Raw genomic sequence first — 20,816 nt, forward strand, 5'->3', positions numbered from 1 at the left:
GATCATACTGTCCGGCGCGGGAGCGGGACCACTGTCGAAGACTCCTCCGGCAGGGGTCGACGCCGGCGACGGCGCCTGTCGTCGTCCTCGCGGTCGATCTCATCCTCATAGGGCAACGGCGGGTAGTCGACGTACCTCGGATCGGCCCGCACCATGACCTCCCTGCTGACCTCGTTGTCCTCCACCCGGATGGCGAACAGCTCCTTGTTGTCACGTCGGCAGCCCACGACGGTTCCCGACAGCACGTGGTCGAAGGTGAAGTCCTCGAACCGCGGGTCCGAGGCCGCGCGAGCACCCGGCTTCAGGAAGTGGTCGATGACGTATCGCAGCCACGGCTCCATCGAGTACGACTTCTCCTTGCCGCTCCAGGAGATGCAGCACCCGTCCCAGCAGACCTCCCAGTCACACCAGAGATTCGGCTGCCCCTGCCCCGGACGGTTGTAGCGGTCACCCGCACCGGCACCGGACTCCGCGCGCGGATTGCCTGGCACGTCGTACGGATCTCCTCGGTCGTAGCGCCGCGACGCGCCGAACGCGGAGAGATAGGCGATCTCTGAGTCGTTCAGAGGCGGTTCGATGTCGACGTGGCCGACGAAGTCGGTGCTGAAACCCATGTGTCCTCCAGTGTCCTCGGGGTCGGCTCCCACCTTCACCGCGTCGCAACGCCGACACCAGACCGGCGGTGCTGCCTGTGGATGACGGCAGCGCGCACGGGTGTGGTCGGGGCATCGTGACGACATGGACGAACTGAGGACGTACGAGCTCCGCGATCCGGCGGCACTGATTCGCGAGGTGGCCGACACCGTGACCCTCGTCGAGGACAGCGCGTGGCTGGCACTCATCCACCACCCGTCGACGCACCAGACGTTGCTCCGCGTCGACCCGCTGCCCGTTCCGGCCCTGCTGGACGATGACGACGACATCTCCGAGCACCTCCGCGCAGCGACGGAGGCGTTCGGGGTCCCATGGGCCAACAACGGGAAGGGTCCCGACCACAAGGCCGTGACCATCGTCGTGCGACCCGGCTTCGCGGTCTTCGGACCCAACGAGGGCGTCTGGTGCCGAGGCTGGCGCCGTGCCAATCACTTCCAGGACGTCTACACGGGTGAGCTCGTCCTGGTCACCGAGCACGGCTGGGTGGACTTCATGACCGACGCCTGCGGCCACGAGCCCCGGATGGTGGCCTGAAGACTTCGCCGCACGTGCTGCAAGGCTGTCCCCATGACCGAGGACGAGCTGTTCGACGTGCTGACCGCGATCGAGGAACGTGTCCCGCTCGATGAGAAGCCTGCGTGGTTCGAGCGTGAGGCCAACGACCTCGAGCCCGGCGAGCACGGACGCGCGTCGCTGCTAATTGCGGCCGGTGAGCACTGGCAGATGAGGAAGGAGTACGACCACGCGCGGCGCTGCTTCCGGCTCGCGATGCGCGACGGCGGCGAGTCAGCCTCCGACCCGATCGCGAACCTGTTGTCGCTGGCGCTGGACGAGGGCGACGTGGAGTTGGTCACGGAGCTCGACCAGACGTTGCGCGGGTTGGCGCGCGAGGACGAGGTGAGCCCGACCACCTGCCACCTCGTCGCCGAGGCGTACGAGATCCACGGCCAGCTGCGGCAGGCGTTGCGCTGGTACAACATCCCGTTCACCCACGGCTATCCGGATGGTGACCCCGCCGACTCGATGTTGCTCGACGGACGCAGGCGGGTCCGGACCGCACTCGGCCTCGCTCCCGACCAGCTCGACGTCATGGCCGAGGAGCTTCGCCAAACCCGACGGTAGACCGCAGGCGGCGAAGTCCACTCCGCCGGCCGGACTCGCATACCTCTATCCGCTCGGCGCTGACGTCGCGGCAGTATTGCGCCATGAAGCGAACCATCGAGGTAGTCGGCGCGGTGATCGTCCGCGACGGCCTCGTGTACTGCGTACAACGCGGACCTGACGGCAGCCTCCCAGGCATGTGGGAGTTTCCCGGCGGCAAGGTCGAGCCTGGCGAAGATGAGATCACCGCCCTGAGTCGCGAGATCCAGGAGGAGCTCCTGTGCGAAGTGAAGGTCGGCAACAAGGTCACCACCACTGCGCATGATTACGACTTCGGGACCGTTCGCCTCACGACTTACTACTGCGACCTGATCGCGGGCGAGCCATCGCTCACCGAGCACACAGCTGAACTCTGGCTGCAGCCCGACCAGCTCCCGGAGCTGAACTGGGCTCCAGCGGATGTGCCGGCGGTCGAGGACATCGTTCGGCGATTCACCGGCGCGACGAAAAGCTGAAACCGGCGGGTCTGCCATCGCGAACCGAGTGAAAGCCGACATCTCGTCGGATGTGCCTGGCAAGCTTCCGTCGCGTGCATCAACCTCCTTCTCTGCCCGTTGGACTTCACGAAACGCTCGTCACCGAGCAACTTCAATCGCTGATTGATGTTGACGAAGCGCACGAGCACGAGCAGGGCCGCGTGGATGAAGCGGATCAAGTGCACGTTCTGAGCCGTCATATTGCGTTTGCACTTCAGCGCCGCCTGGCAGCAATCAAAGATCCCGCGGCGCGTCTCGACGCGGCGAACGACCTCCTGCGAGTCATCGAGGGATCGCACCGGCCCGTAACTGCGCCAGTGGAGCAGCTGCTCGCCGTACGCCGGCCTGCGGGCCCGGGTCAGGTGACACGGATGGCGCTGCGTCCCAAGACTCCGTTGAACGACGCCGCGCTGCTGACCAACGCACACGGCGAGCCCAGTCTTGCCTCCGAACTCCGGGCCGAGATCGACTCGGCAGACAGGGTCGAGCTCCTGTGCGCCTTCGTGATGTGGCACGGACTGCGTCTCATCGAGAACGAGCTCAAGGCGGCGCACGAAGCCGGGGTGCCGATTCGGGTGGTCACCACGACGTACATCGGTGGCACCGAGCGGCGCGCGCTCGACCGGTTGGTCAACGAGTTCGGTGCTGAGGTGAAGGTCCAGTACGACGCTAAGCGCACGCGCCTTCACGCCAAGGCGTGGCTCTTCGGGCGCGACACGGGCTTCGACACCGCGTACGTAGGGTCCTCGAATCTCACTACCTCGGCCATGCTGGAGGGGGTCGAATGGAACGTGCGGCTGAGCACGGCCGCGACCCCGAGCCTGCTCGACAAGTTCCGTGCCACCTTCGACGCGTACTGGAACAGCCCCGAGTTCGAGTCGTACGACCCCGAGCGCGATCGCGATCGCCTCGACGACGCACTTCTCGAAGCGAAAGGCGGGAAGTCCTCCGACCGGGTCACGATCACTCTCGCGGGCCTCGAGGTACGCCCCTACCCGTACCAACAAGAGATGCTCGACGCGATCCAGGTGGAGCGTGTGCTCCATGACCGGCATCGGAATCTCGTCGTCGCAGCAACAGGCACAGGCAAGACCGTCATCGCTGCTCTCGACTACCGGAACCTCGCGGACGAAGCCGGTAAGCAGCCGCCGCTGCTGTTCGTCGCGCACCGCAAGGAGATCCTGCTGCAGTCCATGCGGACCTACCGCGAGGTGCTCGGGGACGGCGACTTCGGGGAGCTGTACGTCGGCGGCCAGCGGCCCGAGCGGTGGCAGCACGTTTTCGCCAGCATTCAGTCGCTGACGGCCTACGGTGTCGCCAACATCCCCGCCAACTCATTCGAGATCGTGGTTATCGACGAGTTCCATCACGCAGAAGCGCGGACTTATCGACGAATTCTCGACCACCTGACACCCCGAGAGCTCCTGGGCCTCACGGCGACGCCGGAGCGTGGCGACGGGGTCGACGTGCGCAGCTTCTTCGACGGTCGAACGGCGGCGGAGCTTCGACTGTGGGATGCCCTCGGGGCCGACCTTCTCTGCCCATTCCACTACTTCGCGATTGCCGACGGCACGGACCTTCGCTCGATCACCTGGTCTCGAGGCAAGTACGACGAGACCCAACTCGATGGCGTCTTCACGGGAAATGACGCGCGTGCGCGAATCATCCTGAAGGCGGTCGAGGACAAGATTGCCGACGCTGGGCAGATGCGCGCTTTGGGCTTCTGCGTCAGCGTTGCGCACGCCGAATACATGACCCGAGTATTCAACGATGCCGGCATTCCGGCTCGCACCGTCACCGGGACCACGCCTCACGACGAGCGGGCGACTGCGTTGCGCGCACTCCGTGATGCCTCGGTGAACGTGCTGTTCACCGTCGACGTCTTCAACGAGGGCCTCGACATCCCCGACGTCGACACAGTGCTGTTCTTGAGGCCGACGGAGAGCTCCACCATCTTCATGCAGCAGTTGGGTCGGGGGCTGCGGCGAACGACGGCCAAGGCCGTCCTCACTGTCCTGGATTTCGTCGGCTACCACCGCAAGGAATTCAGCTTCGCGCGCAAGTTCAGCGCCCTCACGGGACTCCACGGCAAGCAGCTCGAGAAGGGGGTGAAGGAGGACTTCCCCTTCCTGCCGTCCGGGTGTCAGGTCCGACTGGACCAGCAGAGCCAGCAGGTGGTCCTCGAGAACCTCCGCTCCCAGATCAGCAACCGCTGGGCACAGATCGTCGCTCACCTCAAGGCGACCAAGGACGACTCACTCGCAGACTTCCTCGACGTCTCTGGGCTGGAGCTCAGCGACATTCTTCGAAGGGGAAGCCACTCCTGGACCAAGCTACGCAGAGATGCCGACCTGCCCACGCTGCCGGGCTCGGAGCTCGAAGCCAAGCTCCTGAAGCGGGTTCGTGCCTTTGCCCATGTGGATGACCCGACCAGGGCGACGGCCTACAAGGCACTGCTGGACGACGAGGCGCCGGACTACTCGCGGATGTCGCAGGCCGAGCAGCGCCTGGCACGGATGCTCTTCTTCTCTCTGTGGTCTGACGGCGGGGGGTACGCCTCGGTCGGCGAGGGCCTCGACGCCCTTCGCAGGGAAGTCGCAACGCGCGCAGAGATCTCGACAGTGGTCGACCTGAGCTACGAGGCGGCGCGCCACGTTTCGTCCGATCTCCCGGCGGCACTGGCAGACGTACCTTTGAAGATCCATGCGAGGTATCAGCGCGAGGAGGTTCTTGCCGCGCTCGACTTCCCGCGGAATCCCAACAGCTTCCGCGAGGGAGTGCTCTATCTCGAACACCTGAACGTCGATGCCTTCTTCATTACCCTCAGGAAGTCGGAGGCCGACTACTCGCCCACGACGATGTACGCCGATTACCCGATCTCGCGCGACCTGTTTCACTGGGAGTCGCAGTCGACCACCTCCGTCTCATCAAAGACGGGTCAGCGGTATCTCAGCGGCTCGAGCACCGTGCTCTTGTTCGTGCGTCAGGAGCAGAAGGACGACTTCGGCACGTCGCCCTACCTCTTCCTGGGGCCAGCGACGTACGTCAGCCACACAGGTGACCGCCCCATCGAGATCACGTGGCGGCTGGGGACCCAGATGCCGATGGACTTCTTCAACCATGCGTCTGCGGTGGCTCAGTAGAGCGTCCGCCCACGCCCGACGGTCCCGAGCTAGAACAAGCTGAAGGGCCCCGACCTCTCACACACACGAGGTCGGGGCCCTTCAGGTCAATCAGGTCAGCTGCAGCCGCTGGTGCTCCCGCAGCCCTCGCACACGTAGCACGAGCCGGCCGGGCGCATCTTCGTCCCGCAGGTCATGCAGAGCGGGGAGTCGACCGCCGTGCCGGTGAGCTTCTCGAAGAGCTCGGCGGTGGTCTTGGCCTCGCCGGTGGACGCCTGGGCCGGGACCTCGCGGGCCTCGGAGCCGTGGGTGTCCTTGGTCTCGACGTCCTCGTGGATCTTGGTTTCGACAGGCTCAACCGGCGACGAGGCGGGCGAGGTGAGCTCGGACGCCGAGCCGGTCTCCTCCACGAGCGGCTCGTACGAGCCGGTCTCGAGGTGGCGCTGGCGCTCCTCGGCGGAGTAGATGCCGAGCTGCGAGCGCTCCTCGAAGGACAGGTAGTCCAGGGCCAGGCGGCGGAAGATGTAGTCCATGATCGACTGCGACATCCGCACGTCCGGGTCGTCGGTCAGGCCGGCCGGCTCGAAGCGCAGGTTGGTGAACTTCGAGACGTACGTCTCGAGCGGGACGCCGTACTGCAAGCCGATCGACACCGCGATCGAGAAGGCGTCCATCACGCCGGCCAGGGTCGAGCCCTGCTTGCCGAGCTTGAGGAAGACCTCGCCGAGCTGGCCGTCGTCGTGGGCACCGGAGGTCATGTAGCCCTCGGCACCGCCGACGGTGAACGACGTCGTACGGGAGACGCGCGACTTCGGCAGGCGCTTGCGGACCGGGGCGTAGACGACCTTCTCCACGACCTTCGTCTCGACGGGCGCGGCGTCGGCAGCAGCCTTGTCGGCGGCGTCCTTCTTGGCCTTGCCGCCACCGTCGGCCAGCGGCTGGCCGACCTTGCAGTTGTCGCGGTAGACGGCGGTCGCCTTGAGGCCGAGCTTCCAGGACTGCATGTAGACGTCCTCGATCTCCTCGACCGTGGCCGACTCCGGCAGGTTGACCGTCTTGGAGATCGCACCGGAGAGGAACGGCTGCGCCGCCGCCATCATCCGCACGTGGCCCATCGGCTTGAGCGAGCGGGCGCCCATAGCGGTGTCGAAGACCTCGTAGTGCTCGGTCTTCAGCCCCGGCGCGTCGACCACGTGGCCGTGCTCGGCGATGTAGGCGACGATCGCCTCGACCTGCTCCTCCTGGTAGCCCAGCTTCTTCAGGGCCCGCGGGATGGTCTGGTTGACGATCTGCATCGAGCCGCCGCCGACGAGCTTCTTGAACTTCACCAGCGAGAAGTCGGGCTCGATGCCGGTGGTGTCGCAGTCCATCATGAAGCCGATGGTGCCGGTGGGCGCGAGCACCGAGGCCTGCGCGTTGCGGAAGCCGTTCTTGTCGCCCAGCTTGATCACGTCGGCCCACGCCTTGGTGGCCAGCTTGTGCACGCGGCCGTCCTCGGTGTGCAGCACGCGGACGACGTCGTTGGCCGCCTGGTGCTTGCGCATGACGCGCTTGTGGGCGTCGGCGTTGCGGGCGTAGCCGGCGTACGGACCGACGATCGCGGCCAGCTCGGCGGAGCGCTTGTAGGAGGTGCCGGTCATGAGCGAGGTGATCGCGGCAGCCATCGAGCGGCCGCCCTCGGAGTCGTAGCCGAGGCCCATCGCCATCAGCAGCGCGCCGAGGTTGGCGTACCCGATGCCGAGCTGGCGGTAGTCGACGGTGGTCTTGCCGATCGGCTCGGTCGGGAAGTCGGCGAAGCAGATCGAGATGTCCATCGCGGTGATGATGAACTCGACGGCCTTCGCGAAGAGGGCGGCGTCGAAGGTGTCGTCGTCCTTGAGGAACTTCAGCAGGTTGAGCGACGCCAGGTTGCACGAGGAGTTGTCGAGCGACATGTACTCCGAGCACGGGTTGGACGCGGTGATGCGGCCGGTCTCGGGGTTGGTGTGCCAGTCGTTGATCGTGTCGTCGTACTGCAGGCCCGGGTCGGCGCAGGCCCAGGCGGCCTCACTGATCTTGCGGAACAGGTCGCGGGCGTCGACGGTCTCGATGACCTCGCCCGTGCCGCGCGAGCGCAGGCCGAACTCGGTGCCGTCCTCGACCGCACGCATGAACTCGTCGCTGACGCGGACGGAGTTGTTGGCGTTCTGGTACTGCACGGAGGTGATGTCGGCGCCGCCGAGGTCCATGTCGAACCCGGCGTCGCGCAGCGCGCGGATCTTGTCCTCCTCCTTCGCCTTCGTCATCACGAACTCCTCGATGTCGGGGTGGTCGACGTCGAGGACGACCATCTTGGCCGCACGACGCGTCGCGCCGCCCGACTTGATGGTGCCCGCGGACGCGTCGGCGCCGCGCATGAAGGAGACGGGGCCGCTCGCCGTACCACCGCTGCTGAGGAGCTCCTTGGAGGAGCGGATGCGGGAGAGGTTGAGGCCGGCGCCGGAGCCGCCCTTGAAGATGAAGCCCTCCTCCTTGTACCAGTTGAGGATCGAGTCCATCGAGTCGTCGACCGAGAGGATGAAGCAGGCCGAGACCTGCTGCGGCGACGGGGTGCCGACGTTGAACCAGACGGGAGAGTTGAAGGAGAAGTACTGGTTGACCAGCAGCCAGGTCAGCTCGTGCTCGAAGATCTCGGCGTCGGCGTCGGTGGCGAAGTAGCCGTGGTCGATGCCGGCCTTGGTGTACGTCTTCACGACCCGGTCGATGAGCTGCTTGAGGCTCCACTCGCGGGCGTCGGTGCCGACCGCGCCGCGGAAGTACTTGGTGGTGACGATCGTGGAGGCGTTGACCGACCAGAAGTCGGGGAACTCCACGCCGCGCTGCTCGAAGACGGTCTCGCCGGTCTTCCAGTTCTGCTGGACGACGTCGCGACGCTCCCACGTGATGGCGTCGTAGGGGTGCGTGCCCTCGGTGCTGAAGACGCGCTCCAGCTTCAGGCCCTTGCCGCCCCTCGCCTTGGCGCGGGTGCTCACCGTCTCGGTCATGGGTTCTCCTCGTCGAACCTGGTGGGTGGATGGTGCTTCTTCGGCGGACCTCGTCCGCGGGGTTGGTGAGCCCGGCAGGCAGCTTCCCCACTACCTGCCGGGCCGTCTGGGGTCAGCCCGTGGGGGCCGATTCGCTGGCGGCTCGCTCGAGCCGCAGCATCTTGATCTCGGCGTCGAAGTCGTCGGCCGACTCGAACGCGCGGTAGACGGAGGCGAACCGCAGGTACGCCACCTCGTCGAGCGCCCGCAGGGGCGCCAGGATCGCGAGCCCGACCTCGTTGGCGTCGAACTCGGCCTGCCCGCTCAGGCGCAGGGCGTCCTCGACGTCCTGGCCGAGGCAGGCGAGCTGCGCGTCGGTGACCGGGCGACCCTTGCAGGCCTTCCGTACGCCGGCGATCGCCTTGTCGCGGTTGAACGGCTCGGTCGCGCCGGAGCGCTTGAGCACGGTGAGCTGCATCTTCTCGACCGTCGTGAAGCGGCGGTCGCAGGCCGCGCACGAGCGGCGGCGGCGGATCGAGCCGCCGTCGTCGGCGACCCGGGAGTCGAGGACCTTGGTGTCCTCGTTCTTGCAGTAGGGACAGTGCATGGCGGCCCTCCTCCGGGTGCGTCAGGGCGCGGTTCGTACACCCTCATAACGGGGTGGCGCCTGTGGATCTTCCTGTGGACATCTAGCCTTGGCCTGTGAGTTGTCCCCCGTGGCCTGTGCACCAGATGTGGATAACTACAGCGGTGTAACTACTAGATGTAGTGGTAACCGTACGCCCCGGCCACCACGCTGGCAAGTGAACGCGTGAAGTCGCGGCACCAATTTCCGCGCAGCTCTCTGACCTGCGGTTTTGGGCGTACGAGGCGCTCTGGACCGGCGCGCCGTCACCCCTCCCCTGGGGTGTGCTCGTCACCTCGTGAGGCAGCATCCGACACAATGACTCCTGTGTCCACGGGGAAGAGAGCAGGGTCGCGTCGCGGCGCCCCCCAGCCCCGTCGGCTGAACAAGGCGGCGCTGCTCCTCGGCGCCGCCGTCACCCTCTGCGTCGTGGCCTGGGGCTACCTCGTCTATGCCGCCATCGACTTCGGTACGGCCGCGCGCGGCGGCAGCTCGCAGGCCTGGACCTTCATGGCGCTGGCCTGCCTCGGCGCCATCGCCTGCCTCTTCGTCGGCATGCTCCTCGTCGCGCGGATCATGCGGGTCCTGGGCATCACCGCACCGCCTCCGTCCGACGACGCTCCCCCGCGGCCGGTCGGGGGCAAGCGCGCCGCTCGGTGAGCGTGGAGCTCGTGGGCTGGGCCGCGGACTCCACGGTGTCGCGGTCAGGCAACCTCGAAGGCGACGACCCGGCCCGCCATCGACACGTAGCGGAGGTCTCCGTCGCCGCTGAGCGCCGAGACACCGAAGACCGACAGCCGACCCTTCGACGGCCTCCCCAGCGGGTCACAGGTGCGGTAGAGCGTCCCCGCCCTCCGCTTGGTTCCGTACGCCGTGACCCTGTCGGGACCGCCCGAGCAGAGCAGCACGGCATCGTCCGCGACGAGCTGGAGCGCACCGGTGCGCTGGTCCAGTGCGACGGGGCCGTCCTCGGACGGCAGCACCACACCGTACGGCGCCAGCGGGGCGCGCTCGTCGACGTAGGCCCGCTCCGCCTCCTTGCCGGCGAGCGTGTAGGTCCAGGCGACCTCGCCCGAGCGGGGCGCGACGCCCTGGAGCTCGACGACAAGGTCCCGGTAGGTCGGATCCTCACCCTTGACCTCGACCCGGGATCCGCTGACGACGCACAGCGTGCGCGCCTCCGTCTCGGACAGCGATCGGGTGAGCGGACACCACGCGTCGGCCCCCTCGCGCTGCCACAGCCGTTCGCCGGTCCTGCCGTCGATGCCGGAGGTGACGTAGCGGGACGAGTAGTCGATGCTCACCCGCTTGCCTCGCTTGTAACGCCTGACCAGCTCCTGCGGAAGCGGTCGGCCCATCGAGCCGACGTAGACGTTCGCGTCGTCGTCGTGCGCAAAGCTCCATCCGTACGTGGAGTCAACCCCGTCGCCGACCACGAACCCGACGGATTGCGACCAGCCGGTCCGTCGCGTCCCGGGAAGACGCAGCAGCTGCGCGAGCCGTCCCTCCCCGCGGACGAAGAGGTCGGGCTCACCGACTCGCATCGCTCCCTCTTGCAGGGTCTTCTCGCTGATGCGCCCGGACTCGAGGTCCCAGCGCCGCGGGGCACTGCCGGGGATGATGTCGCGCATCATGCCGAACGGGCTCTGGATCAGCCCTCCGGGTCTGCTCTCGAAGCCCGACCAGCACACGTCACTACCGTCGGAGCAGGCGTCGTAGTCGTCCACCGCGAAGGGCGTGCTGGCGACGACGTCGCCCGTCGTGACGTCGACCGCCACGAGCGCCGGACCAGCGGCCTGCGGGTCGTAGCGGCGAAGCACCGCGAGGTGCCGGCCCGAGTCGGTCTCCGTGGCGCGCGGCACCATGGTCACCCCCGTGGGCGAGCCGCCGGGGTGGTATGGCATCCGGAAGTTGGTGCGACCGGTCGTCCGATCCAGGCTCACCAGCTCGACACTCCCGCCCCGAGTCCTTGCCAGGACCAGCAGGGATGGCCCCGCCTCGACGGGCTGGCCGATGACGTCGAGCTTCGCCGTCCAGGCGACAGCGGCAGGCTCCGCCTGGGAGGCCGAAGCCTCCTCCACAGCCGCGCCTGCGGCGTCCGACGTGCCGTCCTTCTGCTCGTCGCCACCGTCCGAGCTGCAGGCAGTTGCCAACAGGGCGGCGGCAAGGGTGAGAGCGATCTTCCCGTGCTGCAGGCGTGCAGAACCAAGCATGTGTCCCCCGAGAGTTGTGTGAGTGGTTGATCGCGCTCGCGCGCTGCTACTGGAGTACGAGTTGAGGCAGCGCCTCGACGATCCGAAGGTCCTGGCTCTCACCGTTCACCCAGATGGTGGACGGGATCGCCTCAGGAGGTCCGCCGTTCACCGTGAAGCTCGCGTCGCCGTACTGGGTGTCGACGCTGACGGCAACTTCGTCGAGCTGCTCGTAGACGTGTGCGACATCGAGGTTCGGGTAGGGCGACCCCGGGCTCTCCGAGACCATCGAGGTGCCGTCGCCGAAGTTCCAGCGGTAGGCGATGGGGCGGGCCGTGACCACGACGTCGGACTCGACAAGACGCACTGAGATGCTCGTCGGCTTGTCGTTCGACGTGTAGAAGTTGGTTTTCAGGTTGACCAGCGTTTTGCCGCCGACGGGCTGGACGGTCAGTTGCGACGAGGGCCATTCGAGACGCTCGAACGCCCTGATGACGAGCACCCGAACGTCCGGCGGAGCCTCGATCGACTCCTTCTCCCCCGCGCTCAGACACGCAGTGCCGTCGTACTCACCGTCTCGGAAGACGACGTAGCGAGTACCCGGGACTCCCTCGACAGTCGTGCACGTCGATGGGTTGAAGCAGGTTCCATCTGGCAAGCGTCTGGCGTCTTTGCAGATCTGACGAACGGTCCACGTCGACGTCGGATATTTCTGCTTCTCAGCCTCAATCGTGGCGGCCGACTTGTCGCACTCCTCAGCTACCTCACCGAGTTCGGCGTCAACGCCGCAGTTCGCTCGCGCCGCTGGACCCACAAGCACCAGCATTCCCAGAAAGCAGATCAGGGCGGACAGGCGTGCGCCGACAGCCATCACCCGTCCACCTCGGACTTGTCGACGACCTTCCATGACGAGCCGGCGGGCGCGAGTCTGATGAGATGGGCTCCGGAACCGCCAGGAAAGAATTTCTCCTTCCCGCCGGATTTTTCGACGTATCTAGTGGGAGCGGAGTTCACCCTCACGAGGTAGGTGCCTTCATCGCCCTGGGCCCGGATACTTCGGATGGTCCACCCGTCCCACTCAACGAAGCCCCCCGCCCTGTAATACTGCTCTACGAGATCCGCCAGCTTGTTGCAGGCTCTACATCTCTCGGAGAGCGCGCGGTACTCGCTGGTGTCTCCCGTGTTCTCCATCTCGGCCTCGATAGCGGCCCACCGCCGGATGAACTCCTCCGGACTCTCCGCCTCTGGCTCTTTGGTCTCCGTCGGGCTGGGCGACGGAGACGAGCTCGTCGACTCCGGCATCTTGGGCGTGGGCTCCGGGTCGTCGGAGCACCCGGCCAGGAGGACGGGGACCGCGAGGGTGAGTGCGAGTGCGCGGCGTACGTGCATGAAGTGCCTTCCCGAGAACAACGTCAGCACCGTGAAACTACCCATCCGGGCGAGGGTCGAACCACCCCGAGGGCAAAACTGTGGATAACCCGACGCGAGGGTGGCGGCAGACGGCAAGCAGAGGGCCCAGAGAGCTGCGATGTGCCGCCACCCTCGACGGAAGCGGGTCTCGATACGCCCACTCGTCCCTCGCGGCCTACTTCGACCACCGAGCGACAGACGCGCCGAGGGGCGGGCCACCAGGCCCGCCCCTCGGTCTTCCCCTTTGGTTCCACCAGCCGGGGTCGAAGCGGCTGATGGAGGCCTCACGCGTCAGTCGGAGACGACCGGGACGCGGAGCTTCTGGCCGGCCGCGAGGCCGGTGGACTCGAGGGCGTTGAGCCGCTCGATCTCGTTCATCGCCGCGCGGACGTCGCCGTCGGCGGCGACGTCGCTGGCGATGTCCCACAGGGTGTCGCCGGGGGCGACGGTGACGACCTCGGTCGGGATCGGCTCACCGGACGAACCCGTGCCGACGGCACCGCCGGCGAGCATGAAGGCGACGCCGAGCACGAGGAACAGCGAGGTCAGGAAGACCACGAGCCGTCCGCGCCGGGTCAGGCGCACCGTCGAGCGGGTGCGGGCCGGGGCGGCAGCGGGGGAGAAAGCGGGGGCAAGGCTGAGGGTGCTCATGGTGGCCTCCTGGGGAAGATCAGCCGGTCGGATCTGTCGAGCGAATGTCTAGTCGGAGCCACCGACAGTGGCCTGGGCCACCGGGCGTCGAGCAGACGTTCGATCGAACATGTGTACGACGGTAGAGCACCTGTTCGAACGGGTCAAGCACCCGGGCGAACAATTGTTCGACGCCCGGATGGCCCGGTCCGGAGGGGACCAACGGTCCTACCGTCGCGACCCCGAGTCGACGAGCGTGGAGGCGCAGACGACGCACGTCGACCAGAAGGAGAACGTCATGTCACGCAAGAAGGTCCTGGTCCTCGGCGGCAACTTCGCGGGTCTCACGGCCGCCCTCACGGTCAAGCACCAGCTGCACGGGGACGTCGACGTGACCGTCGTGTCGTCCTCCGACGAGTTCCTCTTCACCCCGTCGCTGATCTGGGTGCCGTTCGGCAAGCGCACCAAGAAGGACATCACCTTCAAGCTCGGCCCCACGTTCGAGTACCACGAGGTCGAGTTCGTCCACGCGGAGGCAACCGCGATCGACCCCGAGGCCCGGCGCGTCGAGACCACCGCGGGCCCGCAGGACTACGACTACCTGGTCATCGCGACCGGCTACCGCAACCGCTTCGAGGTGATCCCCGGCCTCGGCGAGGGCGGCAACGCGCACACCATCACCACCCTCGACGACGCCATCCACGCCGGCGAGGGCTGGCAGCGGTTCCGCGAGAAGCCGGGCGACGTCGTCATCGGCGCCACCCAGGGCGCGGGCTGCTTCGGCGCGGCGTACGAGTTCCTCTTCAACACCAGCTACCAGCTGAAGAAGGCCGGGCTCAAGGACCGGGTCAAGCTCACCTACGTCAGCGCGGAGCCGTTCCTCGGCCACTTCGGCATCGGCGGGCTCCCGCACGGCGAGAGCCTGCTCGGGATGTTCCTCAAGAAGGAGAAGATCGACGCCGTCCTCGACACCGCGATGGACCACGTCGACGAGGGACGCCTCGTGCTCGCGGACGGGCGCACGCTCGACTTCGGCTACGCGATGATCATCCCGCCGTTCTCCGGCCAGGAGGTCATCCGCCGCACGCCCAAGATCGCCGACGACAACGGCTTCGTGAAGGTGCGCGACACCTACCAGAGCGAGGCCTACGACGACGTGTACGCCGTGGGCGTGGCCGCCGCGGTCGACGTCCCGTGGCAGACCCCGACGCCGGTCGGCATCCCGAAGACCGGCTTCCCGACCGAGCAGCAGGCCCACGTCGCCGCGGTCAACATCGCCGCGCAGATCGAGGGCAAGGCGCCGGACGCGCACAAGGCCTTCGGCGACATCCCGGCGGTCTGCGTGATGGACGCGGGCAACAACGGCGTCGTCATCCTCGCCGACAAGATGCTGCCCCCGCGCAAGCACGGCGTGCTGATCCCCGGCCCGCAGGCGCACGCGATGAAGCTCGGCTTCGAGAAGTACTTCCTCTGGAAGATGAAGCACGGCCAGGTCCGGCTGCCCTGACCGCGGCCCGAGCAGCCGACGGGGTCGTCAGTCGCGGGAGCGGCGCCGCATCGCGCGCCGCCCCTGCGCGGCGAACACCCCGGCCGCGTGCTGCATGACGCCCGGGGCCAGCGCGGCGCTGCGGGCGACTCCCCCGCGCCACGTCGGCACCGTCCGTACGACGCGGCGCGAGCCGACGAGCGCGACGGCCGCCTGCGCGACGTCGGCGACCTCGAGGATCGCCCCGCCCGACCAGGTCAGCTGCGAGCCGATGCCGTCGGGGTCCTGCGCGGCCAGCATGGCGGTGTCGACCCCGTCGGGGCACAGCGCGTGCACCCGTACGCCGCGCGGCGTCTCGGCGTCGACCGACATCGACAGCGAGACGACCGCGGCCTTCGTCGCGGCGTACATGCTGTAGCCCGGCACGGGTCCCAGCCCGGCGAGCGAGGCGACGTTGACGACGTCTCCCCCGCCCGCGCCGAACGCGGCGAGCGCCGCACGGGTGCCCCACGTCGTGCCGAGCAGGTTGACCTCGACGAGCCGGCGCACCTGGTCCTCCGAGAGCGAGGCCAGGGTGCCGTCGTCGCCGACGCCCGCGTTGTTGAACCACGCCGTCAGCACGCCGTGGCGCGCCGCCTCCTCGGCGACCAGGCGGTGCGAGTCGGGGTCGCGCACGTCCTGGGCCAGGCCGGCGACCGCACCGACCTCGGCGGCCGTCGCGGCGGCCGCCCACCCGTCGAGGTCGCCGATCACGACGCGGTGCCCGCGCGCGACCATGAGCTCGGCGATCCCGCGCCCGATCCCGCGGGCTCCACCAGTGACGACGCACGAGTTCTGCATCGCACCGACACTAGCGCCACACGGACGAACACCGGCGACACGCGGCTTCGAACAGGTGTTTGATCACCGGGCTCCCCGGCGGCTACGGTGGGCACACGGCTCCCGCCCGGCGCGGACGGTGGGAGCACCCCGCAGTGGAGGACCCCATGGCCAAGCAGGACGACAAGAACGTCATCGAGATGCCCGACGGCCCGCCCGACGCCACCGGGCTCACCCCCCGCCAGCAGCGGGTGCTCGCGACCATCAAGGACTCCATCGAGTCCAAGGGCTACCCGCCGTCGATGCGCGAGATCGGCCAGGCGGTCGGCCTGACCTCCTCCTCCAGCGTCGCCCACCAGCTGCGCGTGCTCGAGGGCAAGGGCTTCCTCAAGCGCGACCCCAACCGGCCCCGCGCCCTCGAGGTGTTCCTCCCCGAGGTGATGGCGGCCCGGCGCTCGATCTCCAGCGGCGACGACTCGGGCGTCGACGAGACCGGCATCGGTGACGTCGCCCCCACCGCGGTCAACATCCCCGTCGTCGGCCGGATCGCCGCCGGCGGACCGATCCTCGCCGAGGAGCAGGTCACCGACGTGTTCCCGCTGCCCAAGCAGCTCGTCGGCGAGGGCACGCTCTTCCTGCTCGAGGTCTCCGGCGACTCGATGGTCGACGCGGCCATCTGCAACGGCGACTACGTCGTGATCCGCCAGGAGCAGACCGCCACCAACGGCCAGGTCGTCGCCGCGATGATCGACGGCGAGGCCACCGTCAAGACCTTCCAGCGCAAGGACGGCCACGTGTGGCTGCTGCCGCACAACGACGCGTACGACCCGATCCCGGGCGACGACGCCACCATCCTCGGCGTCGTGACGGCGGTCCTGCGCCGGATGTGAGGCCCGTAGGGGTGGAACGCCGTTTGAAAGGCGCCCACCCGCCGGACACGATGGCCAGATGAGCGACGCGGAGAAGACCTACGACTACGTCATCGTCGGAGCGGGAGTTGCCGCGGCCAGCGCCGTGAAGGGCATCCGCGCCGAGGACGCCAGCGGCACGATCGGCGTGCTCGGCTCCGAGCCCGCCAAGCCCGTCTACCGGCCCGTGCTGTCGAAGGACCTCTGGCTCAAGGACGACGCGACCCTCGAGGGCAGCTCGCTCGCCGGCGACCTCGAGGACGACGACGCCGTCGACCTCCGCACCGACACCACCGTCACCGCGATCGATCCGGGCGCGCACACCGTACGCCTCGCCGACGGCACCAACGTCGGCTACGGCAAGCTCCTGCTCGCGACCGGCGCCGAGCCGCGCGTGCTGTCCGTCGACCCCGGCCCGCGCGTCGTCTACTACCGCACGGCCGCCGACTACGAGCGGCTGCGCGCCGTCGCCACCGAGGGCAGCCACGTCGCGGTCGTCGGCGGCGGCTACATCGGCTCCGAGATCACCTCGGCGCTCGTCCAGAACGGCGTCGACGTCACGCTCGTGCTCGACCGCGAGGACGTCCAGGAGCAGATGTTCCCCCGGGCGCTGGCCGCGCACCTGACCAAGGCGTTCGCCGACCGCGGCGTCACGGTCGTGCACGGCACGGTCTCCGGTGGCGAGGAGGACGACGGCGGCGTCCGGATCCGCCTCGACGACGACTCCCACATCGTGGCCGACGCCGCCGTGATCGGCGTCGGCGTGCTGCCGCGCACCGGTCTCGCCGAGGCCGCCGGCCTGCAGGTCGACGACGGCGTCGTCGTCGACGACCACCTGCGCACCAGCGACCCCGACGTGTACGCCGCCGGCGACGTCGCGTCCTACCCCGACGCCCTTCTCGGCCGCCGCCGTGTCGAGCACGTCGACCACGCCGAGAAGTCCGGCGAGCACGCAGGCTCGGTGATGGCCGGCGCGGACGCGGCGTACGACTACACCCCGTTCTTCTGGTCCGACATCCTGGACTACGGCTACGAGGCCGTCGGCGAGACCAGCAGCGACCTCGACCTCGTCGAGGACTGGAAGGACGGCGAGATCGGCACCGGCGTCGTCTACTACCTCAGGTCCGGACAGGTCCGCGGCGTCGTGCTGTGGAACGTCTGGGACAGCGTCGACGCCGCCCGCGAGCTCATCAAGGAGACCGGCGAGCAGCCCGTCACCGACCCGGAGTCGCTGCGGGGGCGCATCCCGTTCGGCTGACCTGAACGCACGGTGAACACTCGTCGCCGGGCGTGATCTTCGCGCGCCTGCGTCGTTGAACCCGGCGTGACGACGACACCCACCTTCTCCCGACGCTCCGTGCTGGCCGGCGGGGCCGGCGCCGTCGCGGTGACCACCGCTGCCCCGGGCGCACGAGCCGCGGTCGACCACGACGTCTTCCAGCACGGCATCGCCTCCGGCGATCCCCTCCCCCGCCGGGTCGTGCTCTGGACCCGCGTGACCCCCACCGCCGCCGCCACCCCTGGCTCGGGCCGGGGCCCGCGCGTCACGGTGACCTGGGAGGTCGCAACGGACCGCCGGTTCCGCGACGTCGTACGCCGCGGGCGGGTGCGGACCGGACCGGCGCGCGACCACACCGTCAAGGTCGACGCGACCCGGCTGCGGCCTGACACGGCGTACTTCTACCGCTTCACCTGCCGCGGCGAGACCAGCCCCGTGGGGCGGACGCGCACCGCACCGGCCCGCAACGCCACACCGGCGGGCCTGCGATTCGGTGTCGTGTCGTGCGCCAACCTGCAGGCCGGCTGGTTCTCTGCCTACCGCCACCTCGCCTCGCGCGACGACCTCGACGCGGTGATCCACCTCGGCGACTACCTCTACGAGTACGCGCCCGGCGAGTACGGCCACGGGCAGCAGAACGCCGACATCCGCCCGCACGTGCCCGCCCGCGAGATGGTGACCCTGGCCGACTACCGGCAGCGCCACGCCCAGTACAAGTCCGACCCCGACCTGCGCGCGCTCCACGCCCGCCACCCGTTCATCGTGACGTGGGACGACCACGAGATCACCAACGACGCGTGGCGCGACGGCGCGGAGAACCACCAGGCGGACGAGGGGACGTACGCCGCGCGCCGGGCGGCGGCCCACCGGGCCTACGACGAGTGGATGCCGGTGCGGATGTCCGGCACGGTCGCCACCGGCGACGGCACCCGACTGTTCCGCACGCTCCGCTTCGGCGCGCTCGCCGAGCTCAGCATGCTCGACCTGCGCACCCACCGTGACCAGCAGGCGAGCACGCCCGCACCGAGCCCGGTGCCCAGCCCGGCCGGCGGCGCGGACGGCACGATCACCGGCCGCGCGCAGATGGACTGGCTCAAGCGGCGGCTGCGTCGCGGCGGCCCGCAGTGGAAGCTCGTGGGCAACCCGGTGATGATCGCGCCGGTCACGTTCGCCCAGCTCCCGCACGACCTCGTCGACCCAGTCAACGACGTCACCGGCCTGCTCCCGCGCGACGGCGCCCCCTACAACGTCGACCAGTGGGACGGCTACACCGCCGACCGGCGCGAGCTCTTCGAGCACATCCGCGACCAGGGCCTGCGCGACGTCGTCTTCCTGACCGGCGACATCCACTCCGGCTGGGCCTGCGACCTGCCGTACGACGCCGCGACCTACCCGCTCGGCGACTCCGCCGGCGTCGAGCTGGTCTGCACCTCGGTCACCTCCAACAACCTCAAGGACATCACCGGCACGCCCCCGCGCACGTCCTCGCTGGCCGTCGAGGCGGTCATCCAGACCAACAACCGCCACGTGAAGTACCTCAACTTCGACGACCACGGCTACTCCGTCCTCGACGTCACGCCGGAGCGGGTGCAGATGGACTGGTACGTCATCAGCGACCGCACCGACCCCCGGGCCCGCTCCTCGTGGACGGCGTCGTGGGCGACCAGGTCCGGCACCAACACGGTGCAGGCCGCGAGCGCGCCGGTGGGTGCCTGATGTGCACGCCGGGCAGGTCCGACGCCTTCGAGCGCGGCCGCGACGAGATCCGTACGGGCCGGCGCACGCTGCTGGCCGCGGGTGCCGCCGGCATCGCCATCTCCAGCCTGCCGCGAGCTGCAGCGGCGGCGTCGGCCGGCACCCGGAAGAGGGCGTACGTCCTCGTCCTCGACGGGTGCCGGCCCGACGAGATCACCCCGGAGCTGATGCCGCGCACCAGCGCGCTGCGCGACGGGGGCCTGCACCACCCCCGCGCCACGTCGCTGCCGGTGATGGAGACCATCCCCAACCACGTGATGATGATGACGGGCGTGCGTCCCGACTGCTCCGGCGTGCCGGCCAACTCGATCCTCGACCGCAGCACCGGCGAGATCCGCGACATGGACCGGCCCGAGGACATCCGGGTCCCCACGGTCATCGAGCGGCTGAACCGCCACGGCCTGACGACCGGCACGGTGCTGAGCAAGGAGTACCTGTACGGCGTCTTCGGCGGCCGGGCCACCCACCGCTGGGAGCCGGCGCCGATCGTGCCGGTGTCCGGGCACGCGCCCGACGCCTTCACGATGGAGGCCGCGCTGGCGATGGTGCGCCGGAACGACCCGCACCTGCTCTTCGTCAACCTCGGCGACATCGACCGGATGGGGCACTCCGACCTCACCGGACCGCTCGGGGTCCGGGCGGCACGGCAAGCGGCACTGGCCGCGACCGACGTGCAGGTGGGACGGTTCGTCGACCTGCTGAAGTCGTCGGGCCGGTGGCGGACCTCGATGGTCGTGGTGCTCGCCGACCACTCGATGGACTGGTCGCTGCCCCACCAGCTGATCCACCTGACGCCGGCGCTCGAGGCCGATCCGCTGCTGGCGGGCAACGTCACCATCGCCGACAACGGCGGCGCCGACCTCCTCTACTGGACCGGCGACCCCGCCCTGCTCGACGCCGCGGTGGCCCGGATGGTCGCGCTGTCGTCGGCCGTGCCGGGCGTGCTCTCCGCCCACGACCCGCGCGCGACACCGTCGCTGCGGACCGGTCCGCTCGGCGGCGACGTGATCGTCTACGCGAAGGCCGGCTGGCGGTTCAGCGACCCCGACCAGTGGTCCAACCCGATCCCCGGCAACCACGGCCACCCGGTCACGATGCCGATCCCGTTCTTCGTCGCCGGCGGCCACCGGCGGGTGCCGCGCGGGGTGACGTCGTCGAGGCGCGCCGCCACGATCGACGTGGCGCCGACGGTCGCGGACTTCTTCGGGGTCGGCGCTCCGCGCGGCGGGTACGACGGCAGGTCGCGGCTGCCCCGGCGCTGACGCCTGCGCCACGGGTTGCCGGCCGGGGTGGCGGC

General features: G+C 68.9%; 17 protein-coding genes and 1 pseudogene. 10 read left to right on the plus strand and 8 right to left on the minus strand.

From position 1 onward, the window contains the following. Positions 1–2: 2 nt before the first annotated feature. Positions 3–647 carry a hypothetical protein gene (locus IE200_RS17100; protein ID WP_191280694.1) on the minus strand — a complete coding sequence of 215 codons (645 nt, stop codon included), beginning with the start codon at positions 645–647 and terminating at the stop codon, positions 3–5. Positions 648–738: 91 nt separating this feature from the next. On the opposite strand from IE200_RS17100, the gene IE200_RS17105 reads away from it, so the two are divergent. From IE200_RS17105 to IE200_RS17120, 4 genes are all read left to right on the plus strand, one after another. Further along, the gene (locus tag IE200_RS17105) at positions 739–1,188 is read left to right on the plus strand and encodes a hypothetical protein (RefSeq protein ID WP_191280695.1); all 450 of its coding nucleotides are present in this window, start codon (positions 739–741) and stop codon (positions 1,186–1,188) included. 33 nt (positions 1,189–1,221) lie between these two features. Next, the gene (locus IE200_RS17110) at positions 1,222–1,776 is read left to right on the plus strand and encodes a hypothetical protein (RefSeq protein ID WP_191280696.1); all 555 of its coding nucleotides are present in this window, start codon (positions 1,222–1,224) and stop codon (positions 1,774–1,776) included. Positions 1,777–1,859: 83 nt separating this feature from the next. Beyond that, positions 1,860–2,270, plus strand: coding sequence for a (deoxy)nucleoside triphosphate pyrophosphohydrolase (locus tag IE200_RS17115; protein ID WP_191280697.1), 411 nt, complete (start codon positions 1,860–1,862; stop codon positions 2,268–2,270). Positions 2,271–2,344: 74 nt separating this feature from the next. After that, positions 2,345–5,434, plus strand: a complete 3,090-nt coding sequence (locus tag IE200_RS17120; protein ID WP_229856717.1) for a DUF3427 domain-containing protein — start codon at positions 2,345–2,347, stop codon at positions 5,432–5,434. A gap of 95 nt (positions 5,435–5,529) precedes the next feature. Here IE200_RS17120 and IE200_RS17125 read toward each other — a convergent pair whose 3' ends face one another. After that, a complete protein-coding gene (locus IE200_RS17125; RefSeq protein WP_191280699.1) occupies positions 5,530–8,436 on the minus strand; it encodes a vitamin B12-dependent ribonucleotide reductase in 2,907 nt (968 codons plus the stop codon). Positions 8,437–8,548: 112 nt separating this feature from the next. Beyond that, positions 8,549–9,022 carry a transcriptional regulator NrdR gene (gene nrdR / locus IE200_RS17130; protein WP_191280700.1) on the minus strand — a complete coding sequence of 158 codons (474 nt, stop codon included), beginning with the start codon at positions 9,020–9,022 and terminating at the stop codon, positions 8,549–8,551. Positions 9,023–9,367: 345 nt separating this feature from the next. Here nrdR and IE200_RS17135 point away from each other — a divergent pair, with 345 nt between their 5' ends. Continuing rightward, on the plus strand, positions 9,368–9,700 hold the full coding sequence (locus IE200_RS17135; protein WP_191280701.1) for a hypothetical protein: 333 nt from the start codon (positions 9,368–9,370) through the stop codon (positions 9,698–9,700). A 44-nt stretch (positions 9,701–9,744) separates the two neighbouring features. Here the strand turns inward: IE200_RS17135 and IE200_RS17140 are convergent, their stop codons facing one another. From IE200_RS17140 to IE200_RS17155, 4 genes are all read right to left on the minus strand, one after another. Then, positions 9,745–11,253 (minus strand): hypothetical protein, encoded by a 1,509-nt coding sequence (locus IE200_RS17140; RefSeq protein WP_191280702.1) that lies wholly within the window; start codon positions 11,251–11,253, stop codon positions 9,745–9,747. 46 nt (positions 11,254–11,299) lie between these two features. Beyond that, complete coding sequence (locus IE200_RS17145) at positions 11,300–12,103, minus strand: hypothetical protein (protein WP_191280703.1); 804 nt, start codon at positions 12,101–12,103, stop codon at positions 11,300–11,302. Continuing rightward, positions 12,103–12,666 carry a hypothetical protein gene (locus IE200_RS17150; protein WP_191280704.1) on the minus strand — a complete coding sequence of 188 codons (564 nt, stop codon included), beginning with the start codon at positions 12,664–12,666 and terminating at the stop codon, positions 12,103–12,105. The genes IE200_RS17145 and IE200_RS17150 overlap by 1 nt, the downstream gene beginning before the upstream one ends. 267 nt (positions 12,667–12,933) lie before the next feature. After that, on the minus strand, positions 12,934–13,293 hold the full coding sequence (locus IE200_RS17155; protein WP_191280705.1) for a LysM peptidoglycan-binding domain-containing protein: 360 nt from the start codon (positions 13,291–13,293) through the stop codon (positions 12,934–12,936). Between the two features lie 277 nt (positions 13,294–13,570). On the opposite strand from IE200_RS17155, the pseudogene IE200_RS21235 reads away from it, so the two are divergent. Beyond that, a pseudogene (locus tag IE200_RS21235) lies at positions 13,571–14,440 on the plus strand (NAD(P)/FAD-dependent oxidoreductase); the annotation flags it as partial. Between the two features lie 366 nt (positions 14,441–14,806). On the opposite strand, the gene IE200_RS17165 reads toward IE200_RS21235, so the two are convergent. Next, positions 14,807–15,598: an SDR family oxidoreductase gene (locus tag IE200_RS17165; protein ID WP_191280707.1), complete on the minus strand. Its 792-nt coding sequence runs from the start codon at positions 15,596–15,598 to the stop codon at positions 14,807–14,809. A gap of 146 nt (positions 15,599–15,744) precedes the next feature. On the opposite strand from IE200_RS17165, the gene lexA reads away from it, so the two are divergent. From lexA to IE200_RS17185, 4 genes are all read left to right on the plus strand, one after another. Then, a complete protein-coding gene (lexA, locus tag IE200_RS17170) occupies positions 15,745–16,467 on the plus strand; it encodes a transcriptional repressor LexA (protein ID WP_191280708.1) in 723 nt (240 codons plus the stop codon). 58 nt (positions 16,468–16,525) lie between these two features. Next, positions 16,526–17,743, plus strand: a complete 1,218-nt coding sequence (locus tag IE200_RS17175; protein ID WP_191280709.1) for an NAD(P)/FAD-dependent oxidoreductase — start codon at positions 16,526–16,528, stop codon at positions 17,741–17,743. A gap of 66 nt (positions 17,744–17,809) precedes the next feature. Next, positions 17,810–19,480: an alkaline phosphatase D family protein gene (locus IE200_RS17180; RefSeq protein ID WP_191280710.1), complete on the plus strand. Its 1,671-nt coding sequence runs from the start codon at positions 17,810–17,812 to the stop codon at positions 19,478–19,480. Further along, a complete protein-coding gene (locus tag IE200_RS17185) occupies positions 19,480–20,781 on the plus strand; it encodes an alkaline phosphatase family protein (RefSeq protein ID WP_191280711.1) in 1,302 nt (433 codons plus the stop codon). The genes IE200_RS17180 and IE200_RS17185 overlap by 1 nt, the downstream gene beginning before the upstream one ends. Positions 20,782–20,816 lie beyond the last annotated feature (35 nt).

Source organism: Nocardioides flavus (ex Wang et al. 2016) (assembly GCF_014653115.1).
GTDB lineage: Bacteria > Actinomycetota > Actinomycetes > Propionibacteriales > Nocardioidaceae > Nocardioides > Nocardioides flavus.